Here is a 20,296-nt window from a genome sequence, read left to right as displayed (position 1 = left end):
CGCAACGCGCGGGCGCAAATTGCCGGTGCTTGCGGTCGCCTTTCTCAATTTGATGCCCCTATAGAAAGTCAAAGTGCGCGGGGGCGCGGGGAAGTGGAAGCGAGCAATGAACGGACTGTTGCCAAAGCCGAGGGCCGTGCCGACCAAACGGCTCCTCGCGCTCGGGGTCGGTCTCGTCTTGTGCTTTTCGGCGATCTGCGCGTCCATTCTCTGGGAGATGGCCGGCAAGGACTATCAGCATGCGAAGGAAGGCGCGACCAACCTCGTCGCCTCCATCGCCAGCGAGATCGACCGCAACATCGAGCTCTATGACCTGTCGCTGCAGGCCGTCGCCGACGGCGTCAAGCTGCCGGAGCTCGGCAAGATCAGCCCGGAGCTTCGCCAGGTCGTGCTGTTCGACCGCGCCGCCACCGCCAAGGATCTCGGCTCGATCCTCGTGCTGAATACGGCGGGAGACGTCACGCTCGATTCCCGGACATTGACGCCGCGGACCGCAAATTTCGCCGATCGGGACTTCTTCCGGGTGCATCAGGCGCGAGCCGACAGCGGACTGTTCATCAGCGCTCCCTGGGTGACTTCAGACGGCGAATATCTGATCAGGCTGAGCCGCCGCATCAGCAATGCCGACGGGTCCTTTGCCGGCGTCGTCGCGGGCAGCATGCGGCTCAGCTATTTCCACAATCTGTTTCGCAAGCTGAGCTTCGGCCTCGGCGATAGCATGGCGTTGTTCAACACCGATGGCGTCATGCTGATGCGAGCACCGTTCGATATCGGCAAGATCGGGCAAAGCATCAAGGACTCACAGGTCTTCAAGCAGTTCCCGGCACGGCAATCCGGCTCGTACATGACGAAATCGATCGTCGATCACGTCAGCCGGCTCTATGTCTTTCAGGCGGTCGGACACCATCCCCTGCTGATCGCCGAGGGCCTCGCGCTCGACGGCATCTATGCCGATTGGTGGCAACAGCTCTGGCTGATCGGAAGCGTGGTGGCGGCGCTCTGTGGCTTCTCGATCGTCCTGATGTTCTACCTGCTGGCCGCTCTCAAACGCCGAGCCGCCGCGGAAAGCCGGCTCGCGCACCTCGCGAACACCGATGCGCTGACAGGCCTCGCCAACCGCCGCCGCCTCGACGATACGCTTGACGTCGAATGGCGGCGTGGCATGCGCGCAAAGTCGCCGGTATCGCTTCTGATGATCGACGTCGATCATTTCAAGACCTTCAATGACACGTACGGCCATCAGGCCGGCGACGCTGTGCTCGCCACTGTGGGACGGTGCATCGCCACCAGCACCAAGCGTGCAACCGATCTCGGCGCGCGCTACGGCGGCGAGGAGTTTTCGGTGTTGCTGCCTGGCATCGGCAAGTCGGGCGCATTGGAAGTTGCCGAGCAGATTCGCGCGAAGCTGACCGCGGCGCGCGAATCCGAGCATGAGTTGCCGACCATCAGCATCGGACTGTCTTGCCTCGTCCCGGATCACGAGCGCACGTCGCGCGATCTGCTCAAGGCCGCGGACCTCGCGCTCTATCAAGCCAAGCATGAAGGCCGCGACCGCGTCATCATCAGCCCGATCGGGTGGGACAAATCGGGCAAGCGGCAGGTCGCCTGATCGAGATCGCGGCGGCGCGGCCGAACGCGCGCCTGTCCCCTCGGCTCACTCCACCGGCAGCACGTCGACGGCGACGCTGAGCTTCTGCTTGCGCGCACCGACGATGACGCCGTCGACCGGCGAGACATCGGCGAAGTCGCGGCCGATGGCGAGAATGATGTGGTCGTTGGCGACCATGAGATCGTTGGTCGGATCGAACCCGACCCAGCCGAGCTCGCTACCGCACCAGACCGACACCCAGGCGTGGGTTGCGTCCGCGCCCTGCAACCGCGGCTGACCCGGCGGCGGAATGGTGCGCAGATAACCGCTGACATAGGCCGCCGGCAGACCGAGGCCGCGAAGCCCCGCGATCATCACATGGGCAAAATCCTGGCAGACGCCGTGGCGCTTCTCGAATACGTCGCGAAGCGGCGTCGATATCACGGTCGCCTTCGGATCGTATTTGAAGTCGCCGCGGATGCGACGCATCAGGTCGGCCGCACCGGCAAGGATGCCACCGCCGGGCGAAAAGCTCGCGGAAGCGTAGGCCGTCACCGGCCGCAGCACCGGCACCAGCGCGCTGGCGAAGACGTAGCCGACCGGCGAGCCCGCATCGAGGCTCAATGCCTCGAACGCGTTGTCGCGCACGCACTCCCAGGGCGGGCTCGCCGCGTCACGCGCCGGCGGCTGCCGCGTTACGGTGACCCGCGAGCGGGAATCGATGCGAAGGCTGCGATGCGCGGTCTCGATCAGGACGCTTTCGGTCAGCGTGCCGAAAAAGTCGCGCCGCGCGGTGCGCTCCGCGGGCTTCGGACGAATCTCGACCGAATGGGAAACCAGTTCCTGCCCGTCGCCGGTGATCGGCTCCAGCCGCAGCGCGCAGCGCGCGAAGCTGACCTGGGTCTCGTAGCTGTAGGTCGTGACGTGACGGATGTCGTAGATCACGCCAGCCCCGTGAGCTTCTCCGGCCGGCTGGCGTTCGGTCCGTGTGGGAAATAATGCAGCCCGACCGAATCGGCGAGGTTGAGCAGATCCTGCTCCAGCGCAAACAGCGTCTTGACGTCGAGGTTGCCGGCTTCGGCCGTCGTCAACATCGCCTCGACCGTAACCGCAAGCCGCTGCGGCCGCTCGATCAGGCCGTGCTCCTTCAGGCTCGGCAGCGCGGCGATATGCTCGTTCAGCGCCTCGACCTGGAATGCGACCGAGCGAGGATTGTAGGGATCGAGCACGGCGAGATCGCGCACCGGCGTGAGCAGCGGCTGCACCAGATAGCGCGAGCGATAGGTGATCTGGCAGTCGACCAGCGTGAGCAGGACGTCGAGATCCTCGTCACCGGCTTCGTCATAGGCGAACTGGCGGGCAAAGCGCGTGGTGTTGATAGCGCGCTCGGCGCGGCGGCCCATCTCGAGGAAGCGCCAGCCCGCCGCGCGGTTCATGTTCTCCTGCGCGAGGCCTGCGAAGCTTGCGAGCTCCTGCAAGGTCAGCTCGGCGGCGCTGACGACGCCGTCATCGTCGTGAACCTCGATCGCGAGCCGATCCGCCATCTCGGTGATGACCTGCCAGGCGTCCGGCGAGAGCCGCTCGCGCAGCGAGGTGGCCGTGCGCTGCGCCGATCGCACCAGCGACAGCGCCGAGCCGAACTTCTCCTCGCTCTGCAACGCTTCGAGCGCGACCTTGGCGGGATTGGCGCGCGCGGTCTGCGAGGCCGCGCTCCAGGTAACCAGCATGCGCTGGATGCGCTCGGCCGAATGCATCGCCGGCGTCGAGCCGGTCGCATTGGCCCGCGCCGGATCGCGCAGCGGCGTGCACAGCGCGCGGATCAAGCGAATGGTCGCTTCGGCGCGCTCGAGATAGCGGCCGAGCCAGAACAGATTGTCGGCGGCGCGGCTCGGCAGCACGCCCGCGATGCGGCGGATGCGGACGGTGTCGACCGCTGGCAGCAAGGTCGAGGTCGCAACCGCCTTGTCGGAGACCACCCAGACGTCGGCGGACACCGCGCCATCGCCCATCGACACCGCGCGCGCATCCGCCCGATCGGCAATCCGGCAGAAGCCGCCAGGCAACACGGTCCAGCCGTTCGGCGTCGCCGCCGCGAACACCCGCAGCACGAACGGACGCGGCGCAATGCGGCCGTTCTCCCACACCGGCGTGGTCGACAGCCGCACCAGCTCCTGTCCGACATAGTCGATGCCGCGATGGCTGATCGCATCCTTCAGGCGGTCGCGGTCCGCAGCCGACAGTTCGCCCGGAAGCACCGGCCCGTGGCCTAGAAAATCCGCAACGCCGCGGCCATAGGCGCCTTCGATTGCGAATTCGTCGAACCGCGACAGCACCTGCTCGCGGGCGGACTTCTGGCCGCACCACCAGGTCGCGATGTTCGGCATCATCAGGTCTTCAGAGAGCAGACGCCGGCACAGGCTGGGCAGGAAGCCGAGCAGCGCCCTTGCCTCCATCACGCCCGAGCCCGGCATGTTGGCGACCACGACGCCGCTCTTGCGCAGCACCTCGACGAGCCCGGGCACGCCGAGATAGGAGGAGGCGTCGAGCTCGAGCGGATCGAGCATGTTGGAATCGACCCGGCGCAGCAGCACGTCGAGCCGCTTCAGCCCGGCAACGGTGCGGATATGGATGCGGTCGCCGGAGACCGCGAGGTCGTCGCCCTCGACCAGCAGGAAGCCGAGATAGCGCGCGAGCGTGGCATGCTCGAAATAGGTCTCGCTGAACGCCCCTGGCGTCAGCAGGCCGATCCGCGGCTCGTCGCGGTCGGCACTGGCCCGCAGCGAATCGCGGAACGCTTCGAAGAACGGCGCGACGCGCTCGACATTCATCGACTTATAGAGGTTGGAGAAGGCGCGCGACAGCACCAGGCGGTTTTCCAGCGCATAGCCGGCGCCCGACGGTGCCTGCGTGCGATCGCCGAGCACCCACCAGCGGCCGTCAGGCCCCCGGCCGATGTCGGCGGCATAGAGATGCAGATAGCGGCCGCCCGGCGGCTTGATGCCGCTGACCGCACGCAGATACTCGCTGCTGCCGGCGATCGCTGCCGCGGGGATGGCACCGTCAGCAACGAGACGGCCCTCGCCGTAGAGATCGGCCAGCACCATTTCCAAGAGCTGCGCGCGCTGCGCGACGCCGGCGGCGAGTTGCCGCCAATCGGCCGCATCGATGATCAGCGGCAGATGGCTGAGCGGCCAGATCCTGTCCGAGGTATCGCCGGGCGCGCGATAGGTGACGCCGGCCTCGCGCAGATGGCGGTCGGCGGAGGCGAAGCGGCGTTCGATATCGGCCGGCGACAGCCCGGCAAAGGCATCGAAGAAGCGCGCCCAGACCGGCCGCGCCGCGCCGTTCTCGGCAATATATTCATCGGGAATGCCGGGCAGACGGACATAGTCGCGGGTCCACTGCGCCATCCGGCGCTGACCGGGACGGGCCCTGCTCTCCTGACTGCTTCCTTGACTGCTTCCTTGGCCACCCGATGCGGTCATTGCACTTCCCCTGCATCCAATTACTGCAGGAGCGGCGTCCGCAAGTCGAGGGTCAACGGAAACTCAATTGTGCGTTCCTCCGGCGGCGGTTCGATCCTGCCGGGGGTATGACCGTGCTCCTGGAAGCGCGCCAGCCGCCGCGCCTCGGCCTCGTAGGAATTGACCGGCTTGGTCTCGTAGTTGCGGCCGCCGGGATGGGCGACATGATAGACGCAGCCGCCGAGCGAGCGGCCGTTCCAGGTATCGATCAGGTCAAACGTCAGCGGCGCGTGCACGGGAATGGTCGGATGCAGGCCGGAGGCCGGCTGCCAGGCCTTGAAGCGCACCCCGGCGACCGCCTCGCCGGCGCGGCCGGTCTCGGTCATCGGCATCCGCCTGCCGTTGCAGGTGATGACGTGGCGGCCCTCGACGAATCCCGTCGCCTTCACCTGCAACCGCTCGACCGAGGAATCGACGTAGCGCACGGTGCCGCCAGCGGTGCCCTCCTCGCCCAGCACGTGCCAGGGCTCGAGCGCCTGCCGCAGCTCGAGGCCGACGCCGCCGTGATGGATGCGGCCGAACGCGGGGAAGCGGAATTCGAGCTGGGCCTGATACCACTCTGGCTCGACGTCATAACCGGATTGCTTGAGCTCGGCGAGCACGCCCACAAAATCCTGCCAGAGGAAATGCGGCAGCATGAAGCGGTCGTGCAGCGCGGTGCCCCAGCGCACGAACTTGCCCTGCTGCGGCTCGCGCCACAGCTTTGCGATCAGTGCGCGGATCAGGAGCTGCTGCGCCAGCGACATCCGCGGGTCGGGCGGCATTTCGAGCGCGCGGAATTCGACCAGGCCGAGCCGGCCGGTCGGACCGTCGGGCGAATAGAGCTTGTCGATACAGATTTCGGCGCGATGGGTGTTGCCGGTGATGTCGACCAGAATGTGCCGGAACAGGCGATCGACCAGCCACAGCGGCGCATCCATGCCCGGCGGCGGCACGTGCGACAGCGCGATCTCGAGTTCATAGAGTCCATCATGCCGCGCCTCGTCAATGCGCGGCGCCTGGCTGGTCGGGCCGATGAACATGCCGGAGAACAGATAGGACAGCGACGGATGCCGCTGCCAGTACAGCACGAGGCTCTTCAGCAGATCGGGCCGGCGCAGGAACGGCGAATCCTCCGGCTTGCTGCCGCCGACCACGATGTGGTTGCCGCCGCCAGTACCGGTGTGGCGGCCATCGATCAGGAAACGGTTGGCCCCGAGCCGCGTCTTCGCGGAGTCCTCATAGAGACCGAGGGTGATGTCGACGGCCTCGCGCCAGCTTTGTGCCGGCTGCACGTTGATCTCGATCACGCCGGGATCCGGCGTCACCTTGATCACCTCGATCCGCGGATCGAACGGCGGCGCGTAGCCTTCGACATGGACTTGCAGTTGCAGCTCTTCAGCGGCAGCTTCGATCGCGGCGATCAGTTCGAGATAATCCTCGACCTTCTCGACCGGCGGCATGAAGGCGCATAGCACGCCATCGCGCACCTCGATCGACATCGCGGTACGCACCGGCAGCGGCTCTTCAATGTCCTTGAGCGCCCGCGTCAGCTCCGGATCGATCTCCCCAAGCGCATCGCGCGGCGCCATCGGATCCCGCTCGATGACGTAGGGAAAATCCTCGGGCGGGACGTGTTCGAGCGAAGCGATCGGAAGCCGCAAGCCCAGCGGGGAATCGCCCGGAAAGAGGAACAGATGGCTGCGCCGGATCTTCCAGCGCTCGCTGCGCCAGCGCGCCGGCACGCGATCGCCGAGCGGGCTCCAGCGCTGGATCGGCAGCATATAGCCTTTCGGCGTGGTCAGACCCTCGTCGAACACCCGCGCCAGCCGTGCGCGCTCTTCCGGATCGGTCAGTTTGGAATTCGCAGGGCTGACATTGGCCGGCAAGCCGGCCTCGCGCTCGAGCCAGAACGCAGTGTCCTCAAAGGCCGGCATGACGTAGTCAGCCTTCAGGCCAAGCCGCGCGGCGATGCCGATTGCGATGCGCTCCGCATCGGCGATCCCAGCTTTGCCCGGATTTTCGACGCAAGCGATCAGGCCGGCATTCTTCCAGATCGGCTTGCCGTCCTTGCGCCAGTAGAGGCCGAACGCCCAGCGCGGCAGGCTCTCGCCGGGATACCATTTGCCCTGGCCATAATGCAGCAGGCCGCCGGGCGCGAACCGCGTGCGCAGCTTGCGGATCAACTCGTCGGCCAGCCCGCGTTTGGTCGGACCGACCGCGGCAACGTTCCACTCCGGCGATTCCAGATCGTCGACCGAGACGAAGGTCGGCTCGCCGCCCATGGTCAGCCGCACGTCGTCCTTCTCCAGGTCGGCATCGACCTGTTCGCCGAGCCGGTCGAGCCGCGCCCAGGATTCATCCGAAAACGGCTTGGTGATCCGCGGCGCCTCGCGGATCCGCTTGACGCTCATCTCGAAGCCGAACTCGACATTGGCGAAGCCCGCGGTGCCGGTCACCGGGGCCGCCGAGCGGTAGTGCGGCGTGGCGCAGACCGGGATGTGTCCCTCACCCGTCAGCATGCCGGAGGTGACGTCGAACCCGATCCAGCCCGCACCCGGCAGATAGACCTCGGCCCAAGCGTGCAGGTCGGTGAAATCGCTCTCGACCTCGCGCGGCCCCTCGAGCGGATCGATGTCGGGCCGCAGCTGAATGAGATATCCGGAGACGAAGCGCGCGGCGAGCCCGAGATGGCGCAGCGCCTGGATCAAGAGCCACGCCGAGTCGCGGCAGGAGCCGGAGCCTGCGGCCAGCGTCTCCTCCGGCGTCTGGATGCCGGCCTCCATGCGGATCACGTAGCCGATCTTCTTCTGCAGCTGCGCGTTCAGCTCGACCAGGAAATTGACGGTCGAGTCGGCCTTGTGCGGAATGTCCTTCAAATAAGCCGCGAGCAACGGCCCCGGTACCTCAGTCTCAAGATAAGGCGCGAGCTCGGTCTTGAGATCGCCGGGGTATTCGAATGGAAAGCTGCCGGCATAGGGCTCGACGAAGAAGTCGAACGGATTGACCACCGTCATCTGTGCGGTGAAGTCGACCTCGACCTTGAGCTCGGTCGCCTTCTCCGGAAACACGTAGCGCGCCAGCCAGTTGCCCTGCGGATCCTGCTGCCAGTTCACGAAATGATTTGATGGCGTGACCTTGAGCGAATAGCTCAGGATCGGCGTGCGGGTATGCGGCGCGGGCCGGAGCCGAATGGTCTGAGGCCCGAGATCGATCGGCCGGTCGTATTTGTAGTGCGTGACGTGATGCAGTGCGACGAAGATCGACACGGACCGAGGACTCCAGCAGCTTTTTTGAGCAGAACACTGGTTCCGGTCGACATCAAGCACTAACAACGGGCAGCGACTGCCCAGGAATTATCCGCCGCGTTGTCCCGACCTCAGCAACTGGCGTGGCTGGTTACCCTCGCCGCTAGCGGCCGATCGCGCCGGATACCTGCGAAGCGAGCTGCTCGGCGAGCGTGTGATAGCCCTCGGGGGTCAAATGCTGGCCATCGGGCTGATGCGGGAGCCCGCCCAGCATCCCGTTAGGAAGCATGATCACCGCGACGCCACGGGCGCTCAGTCGACTTTGGATATCCGCTGTCCGGTCGGGGCTGCCCTTGCGCCGGTCATTGCCGCCCGGCTGTAGAATCACCGCACGGGTCCCGTTCGGGACGGCACCGTCCAGGCGTTGCAGCATCCCTTCCGTGGTGTCGCCATTGATGCCGGCGTTCACGACACGGACGTTCAATCCCTTCGCCCGCAAGATCGCTTCGAGCTGCGCAGGATAGGCCTGGTTGCGCGCCACGCCCTTGCCGTAGGTGTTGCTCGCGCCAAGCGCCACGATGGTTGCGGCGTCGGCTGAACCGACGCCAAGACTCAAGGCGGCCAGGAATGCGAGGCATCCAATGATTCCCAATCGACCCGCGCGCATCTTTCCTCCGTTCAGATCGAAACGCCAGCCTGTAGCCCGGATGGAGCGAAGCGCAATCCGGGAGGCCACGTCAATAGAACTCGTCGTCCCTGCGAAAAGCAGGGACCCATACCGCGTGATTCATCGATGAAAAACGGTGACAGACGCCTTGCACATCACTACGGCCGGTGGTTATGGGTCCCTGCTCCCGTGCGCAATTGCGCACTCGGCAGCGACGACAGCGGAGTGTAAGGCTAGATCGTAGCCCTAAACTACATCGTCGCGCCCAAGACCCACGGCGCGAACTCCGCACCGCCGAAATCAAAGCTCTCGCTCTTGGTCGGCTGGCCCGAGGCGGTCTTGAGGATCAGGTCGAAGATGCGCTGGCCGCATTCCTGCACGCTCTCTTCGCCGTCGAGGATGGTGCCGCAATTGACGTCCATGTCGTCTTCCATCCGCTTGTACATCGGCGTGTTGGTGGCGAGCTTGATCGAGGGTGCGGGCTTGCAGCCGAACACGCTGCCGCGGCCGGTGGTGAAGCAGACGAGGTTGGCGCCGCCGGCGACCTGCCCGGTCGCAGCGACCGGGTCGTAGCCAGGCGTGTCCATGAACACAAAGCCCTTCTTGGTGACGGGCTCGGCGTAGTGCAGGACGTCGACGAGGTTGGTGCTGCCGGCCTTGGCCATCGCACCGAGCGACTTCTCTAGGATCGTGGTGAGGCCGCCGGCCTTGTTGCCGGGGCTTGGATTGGCATTCATCTCGGCGCCTTCGCGCTGGGTGTATTCCTCCCACCAGCGCATCAGGCCGACCAGCTTTTCGCCGACCTCGCGGCTGACGGCGCGGCGGGTCAACAGATGCTCGGCGCCGTAGGTCTCCGGCGTCTCCGAGAGGATCACCGTGCCGCCGTGACGGACGAGCAGGTCGCTGGCCGCGCCGAGCGCTGGATTGGCCGACACGCCTGAGTAGCCATCAGAGCCGCCGCATTGCAGCGCTACGGTGAGCTCGCTTGCCGACACCGCCTCGCGCTTGACCTTGTTGGCGTCGGTGAGCGCCTCCTTCACGAAGGCAACACCGGCTTCCACGGTCTTGCGCGTGCCGCCGACTTCCTGGATGTCCATCGCGCGCAGGCGGCCGGCGAGCTTCTGCTCGGCCATCAGGCCGCCGATCTGGTTCACCTCACAGCCGAGGCCGAGCACGATGACGTTGGAGAAATTGACGTGGCGCGCGTAGCCGCCGAGCGTGCGGCGAAGCAGCGCCAAAGGCTCGTCCTGGGTCATGCCGCAGCCGGTCTTGTGGGTCAGCGCGACGACGCCATCGACATTCGGGAAATCGGCCAGCGGGTTGTCGCCGGTGAACGGATTCTTCTTGAACATGTCGGCGACGATGCCCGCAACGTGGGCGCTGCAATTCACCGAGGTGAGGATGCCGATATAGTTGCGGGTCGCGACGCGGCCGTCGGCGCGGCGGATACCCTCGAAGGTTGCCGGCAGATCGAAGTTCGGCACCGGCTTGACGTCGACGCCATAGGCATAGTCCTTGGCAAAATCACCCATCCCGCAGTTCTGCGTATGCACATGCTGGCCGGGCGCAATCGGCTGGGTCGCGAAGCCGATGATCTGGCCATAGCGCCGGATCGGCTCGCCCTGCGCGATCGGCTTGATCGCGACCTTGTGGCCGGCCGGAATGCGGTCAACCGTGGTAACGCCTTCGGTCACCTCCAGCCCCGGCGGCAGGCTCGCGCGCGCGATCAGGACGCTGTCGTCGGCGTGCAGGCGGATTACTTGTGCCGAGGCCATGGGAGTTCTCCTTCGTCCTTATCTTCACCTCTCCCCGTCCTTTACGGGGAGAGGTCGAATTCTCGCGCAGCGATAATTCGGGTGAGGGGCAAGGCACACGCGCAATCGCAAACAAAGTGCTCGCCGGATGGAGGCCCCTCACCCCAACCTCTCCCCGCAAGAGCGGGGCGAGGGAGCAGAGCTAACATTGCGGACAGACCTTACGCCTTACCGCCGGACTTCTCGCGGGTTTGGTTGACCTGCATCCTGGCGTAGACCTGCATCAGGCCGACTTCGTTCGACAGCGTCACGAGCTTGAAGCCCATGTTGATCGCGCGCACCGCGCCTTCGGCGCCCGAGCAGTGGATGCCGGGATTGAGGCCGCGCTTGCCGCACTCCTTGATGATCTTCTCGTAGATCTTGAGAATCTCCGGCTCGTCGCGATCGAGCTTCGGCACCAGGCCGTAGGAGAAGCCGAGATCGGACGGTCCGATATAGACGCCGTCGATGCCTTCGACATCGAGGATGGCTTCCATGTTCTCGACCGCGGTCTTGGTCTCCATCATCGGCAGCAGCACGATCTCGTCGTTGGCGGTCTGCTGATAGGTGCCGGCCGAGCCGTACATGCCGGCGCGGATCGGGCCGTTGGAGCGCACGCCCTTCGGCGGATACTTGGCATAGGAAACCAGGTTCTTGGCTTCCTGCGGCGTGTTGACCATCGGGCAGATCACGCCATAGGCGCCGCCGTCGAGCACCTTGCCGATGATGCCCGGCTCATTCCAGGGCACGCGGACCATCGGCGTGACGGGATGGGCATGCATCGACTGGAAGCACTGCACCATCGACTGATAATCCTGCACGCCATGCTGCATGTCGACGGTTACGCTGTCGAAGCCGCATTGCGCGATCACTTCGGCCGAGAACCCGGAGGGGATCGCGAGCCACGCGTTCACCACCGCCTTGCCCGATGCCCAGACTTGCTTGACCTTGTTTGCCATTGATCGCGTTTCCCTTTGCGGTTTATTGGGGGACGAGCCTCAGCTGGTCGCCCGCTGGATCGAAACTTCGCTGACGCCGACTTCGCGCGCGGTATTCACTATCGCCGCCCAAGTGTCGTCAGGCAAGGGGATGCCATTCCTGGTGCGATCGGCACGGGTTTTCCGCTCGGGATCGCCCGGAACCAGCACGGACTCCGTGCCAGAGATCGGTTTGGTGGCGCGGATGAAATCGGTGTAGCGGGTGATTTCGCCGTCGAAGAAATTGCTGGTGTCGATCACCTTGGGATCGATGTAGAACGCCATCATGCCGTTGGCGAAGCGCCGGTCCGACGACGTCGCGCCGGTGCCGGTCAGCGCGCCGCCGAGCAGCTCGCAAATGAAGGCGAGGCCCGAGCCCTTGTGGTCGCCGAAAGCACGGATCGCGCCGGTTCCCTTGGTATGGTCGCGCGGTCCGTCCGGCGTGTACGGGCCATACAGCACATGCGGATCCTCGCTCAGCGTGCCGTCGGCATCGACCAACGCGCCGGGCGGCAGCTTCTTGCCGCCACGGCTAGCCACCAGGCACTTGCCCTCGGCGACGACGGAGGTCGCGAAATCGAGCACGATCGGATCCTGGCCCTGCCGCGGAATGCCGACGCAATACGGCGCGGTCGACAGGCGCTTCTCGACGCCGCCGTAAGGCGCGACCAGCAGCGAGCCTGCGGCGGTCACGAAATGAACCGAAACGAGGCCTTCGGCGGCCGCCATTTCGGCCCAGTCGCCGACGCGGCCGAGATGGCCGGAGTTGCGCAGCGCGACCGCCGCAAGCCCTGCCTTCTTGCACTTCTCGATGCCGAGCCTGACCGCGACAGGCGTGACGGTCTGGCCATAGCCGAACTTGCCGTCGACAACGGCGAGCGAGGCCGTGTCGACCACGACCTCGGCGGTCTGGTTCGGCACGATCGAGCCCATCTTCTTCCACCTGACATAGACCGGCACGCGGATCACGCCGTGGCTGTCATGGCCTGTCAGATTCGCGGTCGTCAAATAGGTCGCGATGCGCTTAGCCTCTTCCGGAGAGGACTCCGAATGGGAAAACACTTCGGACACGAAGTTGATGAGATTATCGACCTTGATGGTGACCATGAAAGACTAGCTCGCTCGATGAAGCACAGTGCGTTGTTAAGCGTGGGTTTTGGCGTGACCGCCGAGATAGGCTGCGGCGATGGCTTCATTGCCCCACAATTCGTCGGGCTTGCCGCCCAGCACGATCCGCCCGGTTTCCAGGACGAAACCGTGATCGGCGACCGAAAGTCCCATGCGCGCATTTTGCTCGACGAGCAAGACCGTGGTGTCCTTCCTGATCTGCGAAATGATGCGGAACACCGCCTGCACGATGACAGGCGCCAGCCCGAGCGAAGGTTCATCCAGCAGCAACAGCCGCGGCTTGGCCATCAGGCCGCGCGCCACCGCGACCATCTGCAGCTGGCCGCCGGACAGCGTCCAGCCGAGCGCGTTGGAGAAGGCGCGGATGTCCGGGAACAGGTCGAACATCGCGTCGGCTTCGCGCGAGATCTGCGCGGCCCCGACCTTCCGGTTCGACGCGCCGAGCATGATGTTCTCTTTCACGGTGAGACCCGGGAATACGCGGCGGCCTTCCGGCACATGCGAGATGCCGAGCCGCACGATCGCTTCCGGCCCGAGGCCCGCGATCGAATGACCGTCGAACAGGATGTCGCCGGAGGCGGGTTTGGCGAGGCCGGAGATTGCGCGCAGCGTGGTCGACTTGCCGGCGCCATTGGCGCCGAGCAGCGTGACCACCTGGCCCTGTTCCACGGCGATGGTGACGCCGCGCAGGGCCTCGATCTCGCCGTAGCGGACCACGAGATTGCGGATTTCGAGCAGCGGCATCATTCGCTCCCGAGATAGGCGGAGACGACGTCGGGATGACGCAGCACCGCCATCGACTCGCCGTCCGCGATGCGGCGTCCGAAGTTCAGCACGGTGATGTGCTGGGCGGCTTCCGAGACCAGCGTCATGTCGTGATCGATGATCAGGATGGTGAGGCCCTGGGCCGCGATGCGCTTGAGCAACTCGTGCAGTTCGAGCTTCTCGGTCGAGTTGAGGCCGGCAGCCGGCTCGTCGAGCAACAGCAGCGTCGGGTTCGACGCCAGCGCCCGCGCGATCTCGATCAGGCGCTGATGGCCGTAGGAGAAGCTCGAGATCAACTCGTTGGCGCGGTTGCCGAGGCCGACGAAGGTCAAAGCCTCCATCGCCCGCTCGGTCAGCGCGTCGTCGCCCTTCCCGATCATGGTGTTGCCCGGACGCTCGGCGCCGATCTCGACATTCTCCAGCGCGGTCATCGAGCGGAACAGGCGGATGTTCTGGAAGGTGCGTCCGAGCCCCGCCGCGGTGCGCTGATGCGGCGCCATGCTGGTGATGTCGGTGCCGTCGAGCACGATCTTGCCCGCGGTCGCCTTGTAGAGGCCGGACAAGACGTTCAGCGTCGTGGTCTTGCCGGAGCCGTTGGGTCCGATCAGCGCATGCACGCCGCCGCGCTTCACCGCGATGTCGACGTCATCCACCGCCTTGAGGCCGCCGAAATGCTTCGAGAGCCCGGTGACTTCGAGCACGATGTCGCCGCCGGTCGTCGCAGGCTTGAGCTGGAGCGCTCCGGCAACCGGCGGCGCCTTGGTGTTCGCGCGCCAGCGTGTGAACGCGTCGGACACGAAGCCCCAGATGCCGTCCGGCATGAAGCGGATGATCAGGATCACCGACAGGCCGTAGATCGCGAGGTAGAGGCCCGGCACACTCTTCAGGAAGCGCAGCCATTCCGGGATCAGGATCAACAGCCCGGTGCCGATCGCGGAGCCGATCGGCGAGGCCACGCCGCCGAGCAGCGACATGGTCAGGAACTGAATGGATTCCGCGAACGAGAACTGGTCCGGACTGACATAGGCAAAGCCGCCGGCGAACAGGCCGCCGGCGAGGCCGCCGAGCACTGCGCACACCGCGAAGGCGTAGACCTTGGTGCGGAACACGTCGATGCCGTTGACGCCGGCCGCGAGCTCATTGTCGCGCACCGCGCGCATGGCGCGGCCAAGCTTGGTGTCAGGCAAATGCCAGACCAGATAGCCGACGATCGCAAGCATCGCGACGCAGAAGGCGAGATAGCTTTGCGAGGACTGGAACAGCTCGGGCCGACGAATGTTCGCGATGCCGTCCGGCCCGTGGGTCACGCCGATGGCGTTGATCATCACCAGCGTCACGATCTGCTGGAACGAGATCGTCACCATCGCAAGGTAGTGCCCGCCGAGCCGCAGCGTCGACATGCCCAGAAACGCGCCGGCGACCAGCGTGATCGCGCAGGCGCCGACCAGGCAAAGCCAGAAGTTCAGATGCAGGTCGGCGGTCCCGAGGCCGACGACATAGGCGCCGAAGCCGAAGAACGCGGCCTGCGCCAGGTTGATCTGGCCGCACAGGCCGAGCACGACCGAAAGCCCGAACACCGCGATCGAGAACGTCGTCGCCTGTAGCAGGATGTTGAGGATGTAACCGTCGAACTGCATGCCGGCGGCGAGCGCCACCAGCGCAGCCGCGCCGATGAAATACGGCAGATGGCGGATAATCAGCGGCTTCGAGCGCACGGCCGGCGCCGGAATCATGTTGTCGCTGGCGCTCATGCTTTCTCCGCGACGCGTTCGCCGAAGATGCCCTGCGGCCGGAACACCAGGAAAGCGATCAGCACCAGAAATGCAAAGCCGTCCTTGTACGGCACCGAAATGTAGGCGGCGCCGAACGTCTCGATGACGCCGAGCGCCAGACCGCCGACGATGGCGCCGGCGACATCGCCGAAGCCGCCGATGATGGTCGCGGCAAACGCCTTCAGCGCAATCGTCGAGCCCATCTGGATCGAGACGAACAGCACGGGCGCCACCAGGATGCCTGCGAGACCGCCGAGCACGGCCGAATAGATGAAGGTGATCATGATCATGGTGGGGACGGAAATGCCGAGCAGCGACGCCATCTCCTTGTCCTGCGAGGTCGCCTGCAGTTTCTTGCCGAGCAGCGTCTTCTCGAAGAACCAGAAATTGAACAGCACCAGGAGGATCGTGACGCCGATGATCAACAGATACTGGCTGTCGAGATAGACCGGGCCGAGCTGGATGCCGGGCGTATCGAACCAGCCCTGCAGCACCTGCGGCTGCGGGCCGTAGATCGCCAGCACCGAGTTCGACAGCAGGATCGAGGCGCCGATGGTGGCGATGATGACAGGCAGATAGGTGCGGTGGCGCAGCGGATAATAGACGCCAAGATTGAAGATGACGCCAAACAGCGCCATGCCGGCGAGCGCGATCAGGAACGACAGCCAGTAAGGCCAGCCGAGATCGACCGAGAACACCACCATCAGATAGGCGGCCACCATCGAGAACTCGCCTTGCGCGAAGTTCACCACGTTGGTGGCGCGGAAGATCAGCACGAAACCGAGCGCGACCAGCGCGTAGACCGCGCCGATGCCGATGCCGGTGAACAGCAGTTGTAGAACCAGATCCATGACAGCGCTCGATCAGAACAGTGTGCGCAGAAGATCGGCCTCGCCGGTTTTGCCGGCGAGGCCGAGCCGCGATCAATCGTTGAAGTCGATATGCTTGTCGTAAACGATCTTGCCCTTGTCGTTCTTCACAACATTGTAGCCGTGCAGGCCGTCGCCGTTCTTGTCGAAATTATACTCGCCTTCCGCACCGGCGAATTTCTGCGTCGCCAGGATGGCGTCGCGGATCTTGTTCGGATCGGTCGAGCCGGCCTTGTTGATCGCCGCCGACAGGATGGTGATCGCGTCGTACGGCCAGGCGCTCTGGTTGTCGGGCGCGGTCTTGTAGGCATCACGATAAGACTTGCCGAACGCCTTCGCGGTATCGCTCGAGTCTTCGGCGAAGTCGGCGACCCCATAGGTGCCAAACAGCGCCGGACCGGCGAGCTTGGTCGAGGAGACCGCCACCACCGAGGGCGAGCCGACCCAGGGGATGTTGACGCCGAGCTGGCGCAACTGCCGGGCAAAGATGCCGAGGTCGTTCTCGAAGGTGAAGTAGGTGCCGAGCACGTCGGCTCCGGACTGCTTTACGGCCAGCACGACCGGGGTGAAGTCCTGGCTCTGGTTGGCATAGCCCTGGTCAAGCACCGGCGGCGCGCCGAGCTTGGTCAGCGCCTCGGTGAGTGCCTTGCCGCCCGCAGTACCGAAGGCGTCGGTGGAATGGACGATCGCCCATTTCTTCTTGCCGAGCGTGGTGACGCCGAAATCGGCAATCACGCGGCCGGAATAATTGTCATTCGGGCGGAAGCGGAACAGCCAGGGATTACCGGAATGGGTGAGATCGGGATTGGTGCCGCCGATCATCACCGGCTTGCCGACCTTGATCACGTCGGGCGCCATCGCCTGCACCTGGGTCGAGCGGATCGAACCGAGGAAGGCAACGATGTCGGGCTGCGCGGCAAGCTTGGAGAACGCCAGCACGATGCCCGGATTGGTGGTCTGGTCGTCCTCGATGACGAGTTCGACCTGCTTGCCGAGCACGCCGCCGGCCTTGTTGACCGCGGCCAGCGCCAGCTTGGCGCCGTTCTGGGCCCACAGGCCCTGCTCCGCTGCCGGTCCGGTCACCGGCACGCACATGCCGATCTTGATGGTCGCTCCCTGCGCCCAAGCGCTGCGCATCAGCGCGGGAGCAGCGAGACCTGCCGCCAAGCCGGCGGAAAACTCACGCCTCGTCAGTTTCATTCAATCCTCCCTTTTGGTGCGCCGACTTGCATATCGGCTGCGTTGAAACGAGCTGACGCGTCGATCGAGTGCCTATCCGCAGCCGTCAATCGGCACGACGAACAAACGTGAGCGCCGCTTGCGGCGCACAAGACGCGCAACGGCTGCCATCAATCTGGCGTTTGACATAGCTAAACATGATTGCACATTGCACGCAATAGTCAAAAGTCGCTGGCAACGGTGTGTAAATGCCTGCTACCAGCGACCATGACGGGATCACATGATAGTGTGACCGGCGGGCAGTCATCCATGTCGATTCCAAGAGCGAAATCGCAGACCAGACGAAAACAGCCGGCCTACGCGCTGATCAAGAGCGCATTGGCGAAGCACATCCGGGCCGGTGACGTGCCACCCGGCACGGTTCTCTCCGAATCGGCGATCGCGACCTTGTTCGGCTCGAGCCGCTCGCCGGTACGGCAGGCCTTCGAACAGCTCGAGCACATCGGCCTGGTGCGCCGCTTCGATGGCCGCGGCGTGATCGCCGGCAAGCGCAAGGTCGACCCGCGGCGCGTCCCGATCACGCCGGAGATGTTTGGGCTGACCGACGGCCCCGTCGAGGCGGTGCGCAGCGACGCCTGGGATACGCTCTATTACAAGCTCGAGCGCGAGATCATCTACCGGTCGCTGTTCGGACGCTTCCGCGTCAGCGAGCTCGCATTGGCGCGGCACTTCCGGGTCGGGCGCACGGTTGCGCGCAATTTGCTGCTACGTGCGCAGGCGATCGGAATCCTGGAGAAAGGCGCCAAGGCTCATTGGTATGTCGTGCCGCTTGATGAGGATCGCCTCCGCGACATCTTCGAGGTGCGCGCAACCCTCGAGCCGCTGCTCCTCAAATCCGCTGCGGCGAGGATTCCGACCGCGCTGCTTGACCGGATGGCGGAGCGGCTGCGCGAAGGGATCCAATTCCGCAGCCGCGTCGGCGTCGGCGAGCTCGATGAGATCGAGGGCGACCTCCATATCCGCTGCCTGGGTTACGGCATCAATCGCGAGATGATCGAAGCGCTCAAGCGCACCCATTGCGCTTTCGTGATCGGCAAGCACATCCAGGTCGCCCTGACCGCGCCGCAGATCGATTCCTTCATGGACGAGCATCTGGTGATCATCGAAGCCTTGCGCGCCCGCGACGGCGATACGGCCGCCGCGACGTTGCGCCGCCATATCGAGTGGTCGCACTCCAAGGTTGCCGGCTGGATCGCCGAATTCCGCGCCGTCAACGTGATCTCGCGCGTGCCCTACATGGCGTGAGCGGCATTGCCGCGCATCGCCGCGATTACTCGTCGGCCTCGACTTCGGCGTCATCGGCCAAGCCCATTCCGGCGAGGCTTGCCTCCAGCGCGCCCAGCATCTCGTGCAACTCGGCAAGCTTGCGCGCGCCATATCGTCGTGTGATCTCGGCGTAGATCGCCTCCGACGTCGGCGCCACCGCCTCGATCAGCTTCAACCCCTTGGCCGAGATCGAGACCACCGCGCGCCGCCCGTCGTTCTCCGCCGCCTTGCGCTCGATCAACGCGCGCGCCTCGAGATCACGCAGGATTCGCGACAGGCTCGGGCCGAGCAGAAACGCCACGCGGGCGAGCTCGGTGACCTCGATCTCATCGACCGCGGTGAGCGCACGCAAAATCCGCCACTGCTGCTCGGTCAGTCCGTGATTGCGCAGCGACGGACGGAACTGCCGCATCACCGCCTCGCGCGCACGGAGCAGCGACATCGGCAGCGAGCGCGAGAACTCGCGCATCGGGGTCCGTCGCGACGACGCCTCGTCGCCCTGCCCCGGCCGGTTCTCATCCAACGATTTCTTGCGTGCCATCACTCAGCTCAATCCACAGCAACAAAATTTTGCGTTGCAACATGCCCTGATTCAGTTTGCGCGAATTAACTTAACATGTTAATCATCTCCCGACATCCACTTTTGTGTATCACGCATGGCCCTCTCCAAGGACGATATCCGCGCTGCCGCCGAACGGCTCGACAGTGCGGAAAAGACCCGCAAGCAAATCCGCCAGCTGTCGCTGGAATACCCCCGCATGACCCTCGAAGACGCCTACGCGATTCAGAAGGCCTGGGTCGAGATGAAGGTGGCGCAGGGGCGCGTCGTCAAGGGCCACAAGATCGGCCTGACCTCGAAGGCGATGCAGAGCGCGCTCAATATCGACGAGCCGGATTCCGGCATCCTGCTCGACGACATGTTCTTTGCCGATGGCGGCCTCGTGCCGACCGACCGCTTCATCGCAACCCGCGTCGAGGCCGAGCTTGCCTTCGTGATGAAGCATCGCCTTGCGGGGCCGAACTGCACGCTGTTCGACGTGCTCAACGCCACCGACTTCGTGGTGCCGGCGCTGGAAATCCTGGATACCAGGGTCGAGCGCGTCGACCCCGAGACCAAGGCGACGCGCAAGATCTTCGACACCATCGCCGATAACGCCGCCAATGCCGGTATCGTGCTCGGCGGCCGTCCGATCCGTCCGCTCGAAGCCGATCTGCGCTGGATCGGCGCGCTCTGCTTCCGAAACGGCCAGCTCGAGGAAACCGGTCTGGCCGCGGGCGTATTGAATCATCCGGCGACCGCGGTGGCATGGCTCGCCAACAAGATCGCCCAGAATGGGCTGGCGCTGGAGGCCGGACAAATCGTGCTGGCAGGCTCCTTCATCCGCCCGATCGAGACCCGCAAGGGCGACACCATCCAAGCCGACTACGGACCTTACGGTTCCGTGAGCTGCTACTTCGCCTGACGCACTCAGCAGGAGAGC

At 65.1% G+C, this 20,296-nt stretch carries 15 protein-coding genes; 3 read left to right on the top strand and 12 right to left on the bottom strand.

What is annotated here, in order from left to right; translation table 11 throughout:
• Positions 1-106: 106 nt before the first annotated feature.
• Positions 107-1,609 carry a sensor domain-containing diguanylate cyclase gene (locus HU230_RS05300; protein WP_176532597.1) on the top strand — a complete coding sequence of 501 codons (1,503 nt, stop codon included), beginning with the start codon at positions 107-109 and terminating at the stop codon, positions 1,607-1,609.
• Between the two features lie 45 nt (positions 1,610-1,654).
• Here the strand turns inward: HU230_RS05300 and HU230_RS05295 are convergent, their stop codons facing one another.
• The 11 genes from HU230_RS05295 to HU230_RS05245 all read right to left on the bottom strand — a co-directional run bounded on the left by HU230_RS05295 (position 1,655) and on the right by HU230_RS05245 (position 17,510).
• Positions 1,655-2,533: a transglutaminase family protein gene (locus tag HU230_RS05295; protein ID WP_176532598.1), complete on the bottom strand. Its 879-nt coding sequence runs from the start codon at positions 2,531-2,533 to the stop codon at positions 1,655-1,657.
• On the bottom strand, positions 2,530-5,073 hold the full coding sequence (locus tag HU230_RS05290) for a circularly permuted type 2 ATP-grasp protein (RefSeq protein WP_176532599.1): 2,544 nt from the start codon (positions 5,071-5,073) through the stop codon (positions 2,530-2,532). Before HU230_RS05290 ends, HU230_RS05295 begins: the two co-directional genes overlap by 4 nt.
• Positions 5,074-5,093: 20 nt before the next feature.
• Positions 5,094-8,360: a transglutaminase family protein gene (locus tag HU230_RS05285; RefSeq protein ID WP_176532600.1), complete on the bottom strand. Its 3,267-nt coding sequence runs from the start codon at positions 8,358-8,360 to the stop codon at positions 5,094-5,096.
• 142 nt (positions 8,361-8,502) lie between these two features.
• Entirely contained in the window at positions 8,503-9,006 is a 504-nt protein-coding gene (locus HU230_RS05280) for a GDSL-type esterase/lipase family protein (protein ID WP_224943001.1), read from the bottom strand.
• A gap of 251 nt (positions 9,007-9,257) precedes the next feature.
• Entirely contained in the window at positions 9,258-10,781 is a 1,524-nt protein-coding gene (locus HU230_RS05275; protein ID WP_176532601.1) for a UxaA family hydrolase, read from the bottom strand.
• Between the two features lie 200 nt (positions 10,782-10,981).
• Entirely contained in the window at positions 10,982-11,758 is a 777-nt protein-coding gene (locus tag HU230_RS05270) for an HpcH/HpaI aldolase family protein (RefSeq protein ID WP_092125098.1), read from the bottom strand.
• A gap of 39 nt (positions 11,759-11,797) precedes the next feature.
• Positions 11,798-12,883: a malate/lactate/ureidoglycolate dehydrogenase gene (locus HU230_RS05265; protein WP_176532602.1), complete on the bottom strand. Its 1,086-nt coding sequence runs from the start codon at positions 12,881-12,883 to the stop codon at positions 11,798-11,800.
• A gap of 36 nt (positions 12,884-12,919) precedes the next feature.
• Positions 12,920-13,648 carry an ABC transporter ATP-binding protein gene (locus HU230_RS05260; protein ID WP_176532603.1) on the bottom strand — a complete coding sequence of 243 codons (729 nt, stop codon included), beginning with the start codon at positions 13,646-13,648 and terminating at the stop codon, positions 12,920-12,922.
• The gene (locus HU230_RS05255; protein WP_176532604.1) at positions 13,648-15,420 is read right to left on the bottom strand and encodes a branched-chain amino acid ABC transporter ATP-binding protein/permease; all 1,773 of its coding nucleotides are present in this window, start codon (positions 15,418-15,420) and stop codon (positions 13,648-13,650) included. The genes HU230_RS05260 and HU230_RS05255 overlap by 1 nt, the downstream gene beginning before the upstream one ends.
• Positions 15,417-16,292 (bottom strand): branched-chain amino acid ABC transporter permease, encoded by an 876-nt coding sequence (locus HU230_RS05250; RefSeq protein ID WP_176532605.1) that lies wholly within the window; start codon positions 16,290-16,292, stop codon positions 15,417-15,419. The genes HU230_RS05255 and HU230_RS05250 overlap by 4 nt, the downstream gene beginning before the upstream one ends.
• A 72-nt stretch (positions 16,293-16,364) precedes the next feature.
• Positions 16,365-17,510: an ABC transporter substrate-binding protein gene (locus HU230_RS05245; protein WP_176532606.1), complete on the bottom strand. Its 1,146-nt coding sequence runs from the start codon at positions 17,508-17,510 to the stop codon at positions 16,365-16,367.
• A gap of 180 nt (positions 17,511-17,690) precedes the next feature.
• On the opposite strand from HU230_RS05245, the gene HU230_RS05240 reads away from it, so the two are divergent.
• The gene (locus HU230_RS05240; RefSeq protein ID WP_224943000.1) at positions 17,691-18,794 is read left to right on the top strand and encodes a GntR family transcriptional regulator; all 1,104 of its coding nucleotides are present in this window, start codon (positions 17,691-17,693) and stop codon (positions 18,792-18,794) included.
• Positions 18,795-18,819: 25 nt separating this feature from the next.
• Here the strand turns inward: HU230_RS05240 and hpaR are convergent, their stop codons facing one another.
• Positions 18,820-19,356, bottom strand: coding sequence for a homoprotocatechuate degradation operon regulator HpaR (hpaR, locus tag HU230_RS05235; protein ID WP_176532607.1), 537 nt, complete (start codon positions 19,354-19,356; stop codon positions 18,820-18,822).
• A 115-nt stretch (positions 19,357-19,471) separates the two neighbouring features.
• On the opposite strand from hpaR, the gene hpaH reads away from it, so the two are divergent.
• The gene (gene hpaH / locus HU230_RS05230; protein WP_176532608.1) at positions 19,472-20,278 is read left to right on the top strand and encodes a 2-oxo-hept-4-ene-1,7-dioate hydratase; all 807 of its coding nucleotides are present in this window, start codon (positions 19,472-19,474) and stop codon (positions 20,276-20,278) included.
• Positions 20,279-20,296 lie beyond the last annotated feature (18 nt).

It is taken from the genome of Bradyrhizobium quebecense (genome assembly GCF_013373795.3).
GTDB classification, from domain to species: Bacteria; Pseudomonadota; Alphaproteobacteria; order Rhizobiales; family Xanthobacteraceae; genus Bradyrhizobium; species Bradyrhizobium quebecense.
Note: the sequence above shows the minus strand (reverse complement) of the source record. Positions and strands in the feature narration are given on the sequence as shown.

Bases quoted from the DNA above. Each gene is read 5' to 3' on its own strand.
- HU230_RS05255 (WP_176532604.1), bottom strand. From the start codon at position 15,420: ATGAGCGCCAGCGACAACATGATTCCGGCGCCGGCCGTGCGCTCGAAG.
- hpaR (WP_176532607.1), bottom strand. From the start codon at position 19,356: ATGGCACGCAAGAAATCGTTGGATGAGAACCGGCCGGGGCAGGGCGAC.
- HU230_RS05260 (WP_176532603.1), bottom strand. From the start codon at position 13,648: ATGCCGCTGCTCGAAATCCGCAATCTCGTGGTCCGCTACGGCGAGATC.
- HU230_RS05275 (WP_176532601.1), bottom strand. From the start codon at position 10,781: ATGGCCTCGGCACAAGTAATCCGCCTGCACGCCGACGACAGCGTCCTG.
- HU230_RS05245 (WP_176532606.1), bottom strand. From the start codon at position 17,510: ATGAAACTGACGAGGCGTGAGTTTTCCGCCGGCTTGGCGGCAGGTCTC.
- HU230_RS05270 (WP_092125098.1), bottom strand. From the start codon at position 11,758: ATGGCAAACAAGGTCAAGCAAGTCTGGGCATCGGGCAAGGCGGTGGTG.
- HU230_RS05300 (WP_176532597.1), top strand. From the start codon at position 107: ATGAACGGACTGTTGCCAAAGCCGAGGGCCGTGCCGACCAAACGGCTC.
- HU230_RS05250 (WP_176532605.1), bottom strand. From the start codon at position 16,292: ATGGATCTGGTTCTACAACTGCTGTTCACCGGCATCGGCATCGGCGCG.
- HU230_RS05265 (WP_176532602.1), bottom strand. From the start codon at position 12,883: ATGGTCACCATCAAGGTCGATAATCTCATCAACTTCGTGTCCGAAGTG.
- hpaH (WP_176532608.1), top strand. From the start codon at position 19,472: ATGGCCCTCTCCAAGGACGATATCCGCGCTGCCGCCGAACGGCTCGAC.
- HU230_RS05280 (WP_224943001.1), bottom strand. From the start codon at position 9,006: ATGCGCGCGGGTCGATTGGGAATCATTGGATGCCTCGCATTCCTGGCC.
- HU230_RS05290 (WP_176532599.1), bottom strand. From the start codon at position 5,073: ATGACCGCATCGGGTGGCCAAGGAAGCAGTCAAGGAAGCAGTCAGGAG.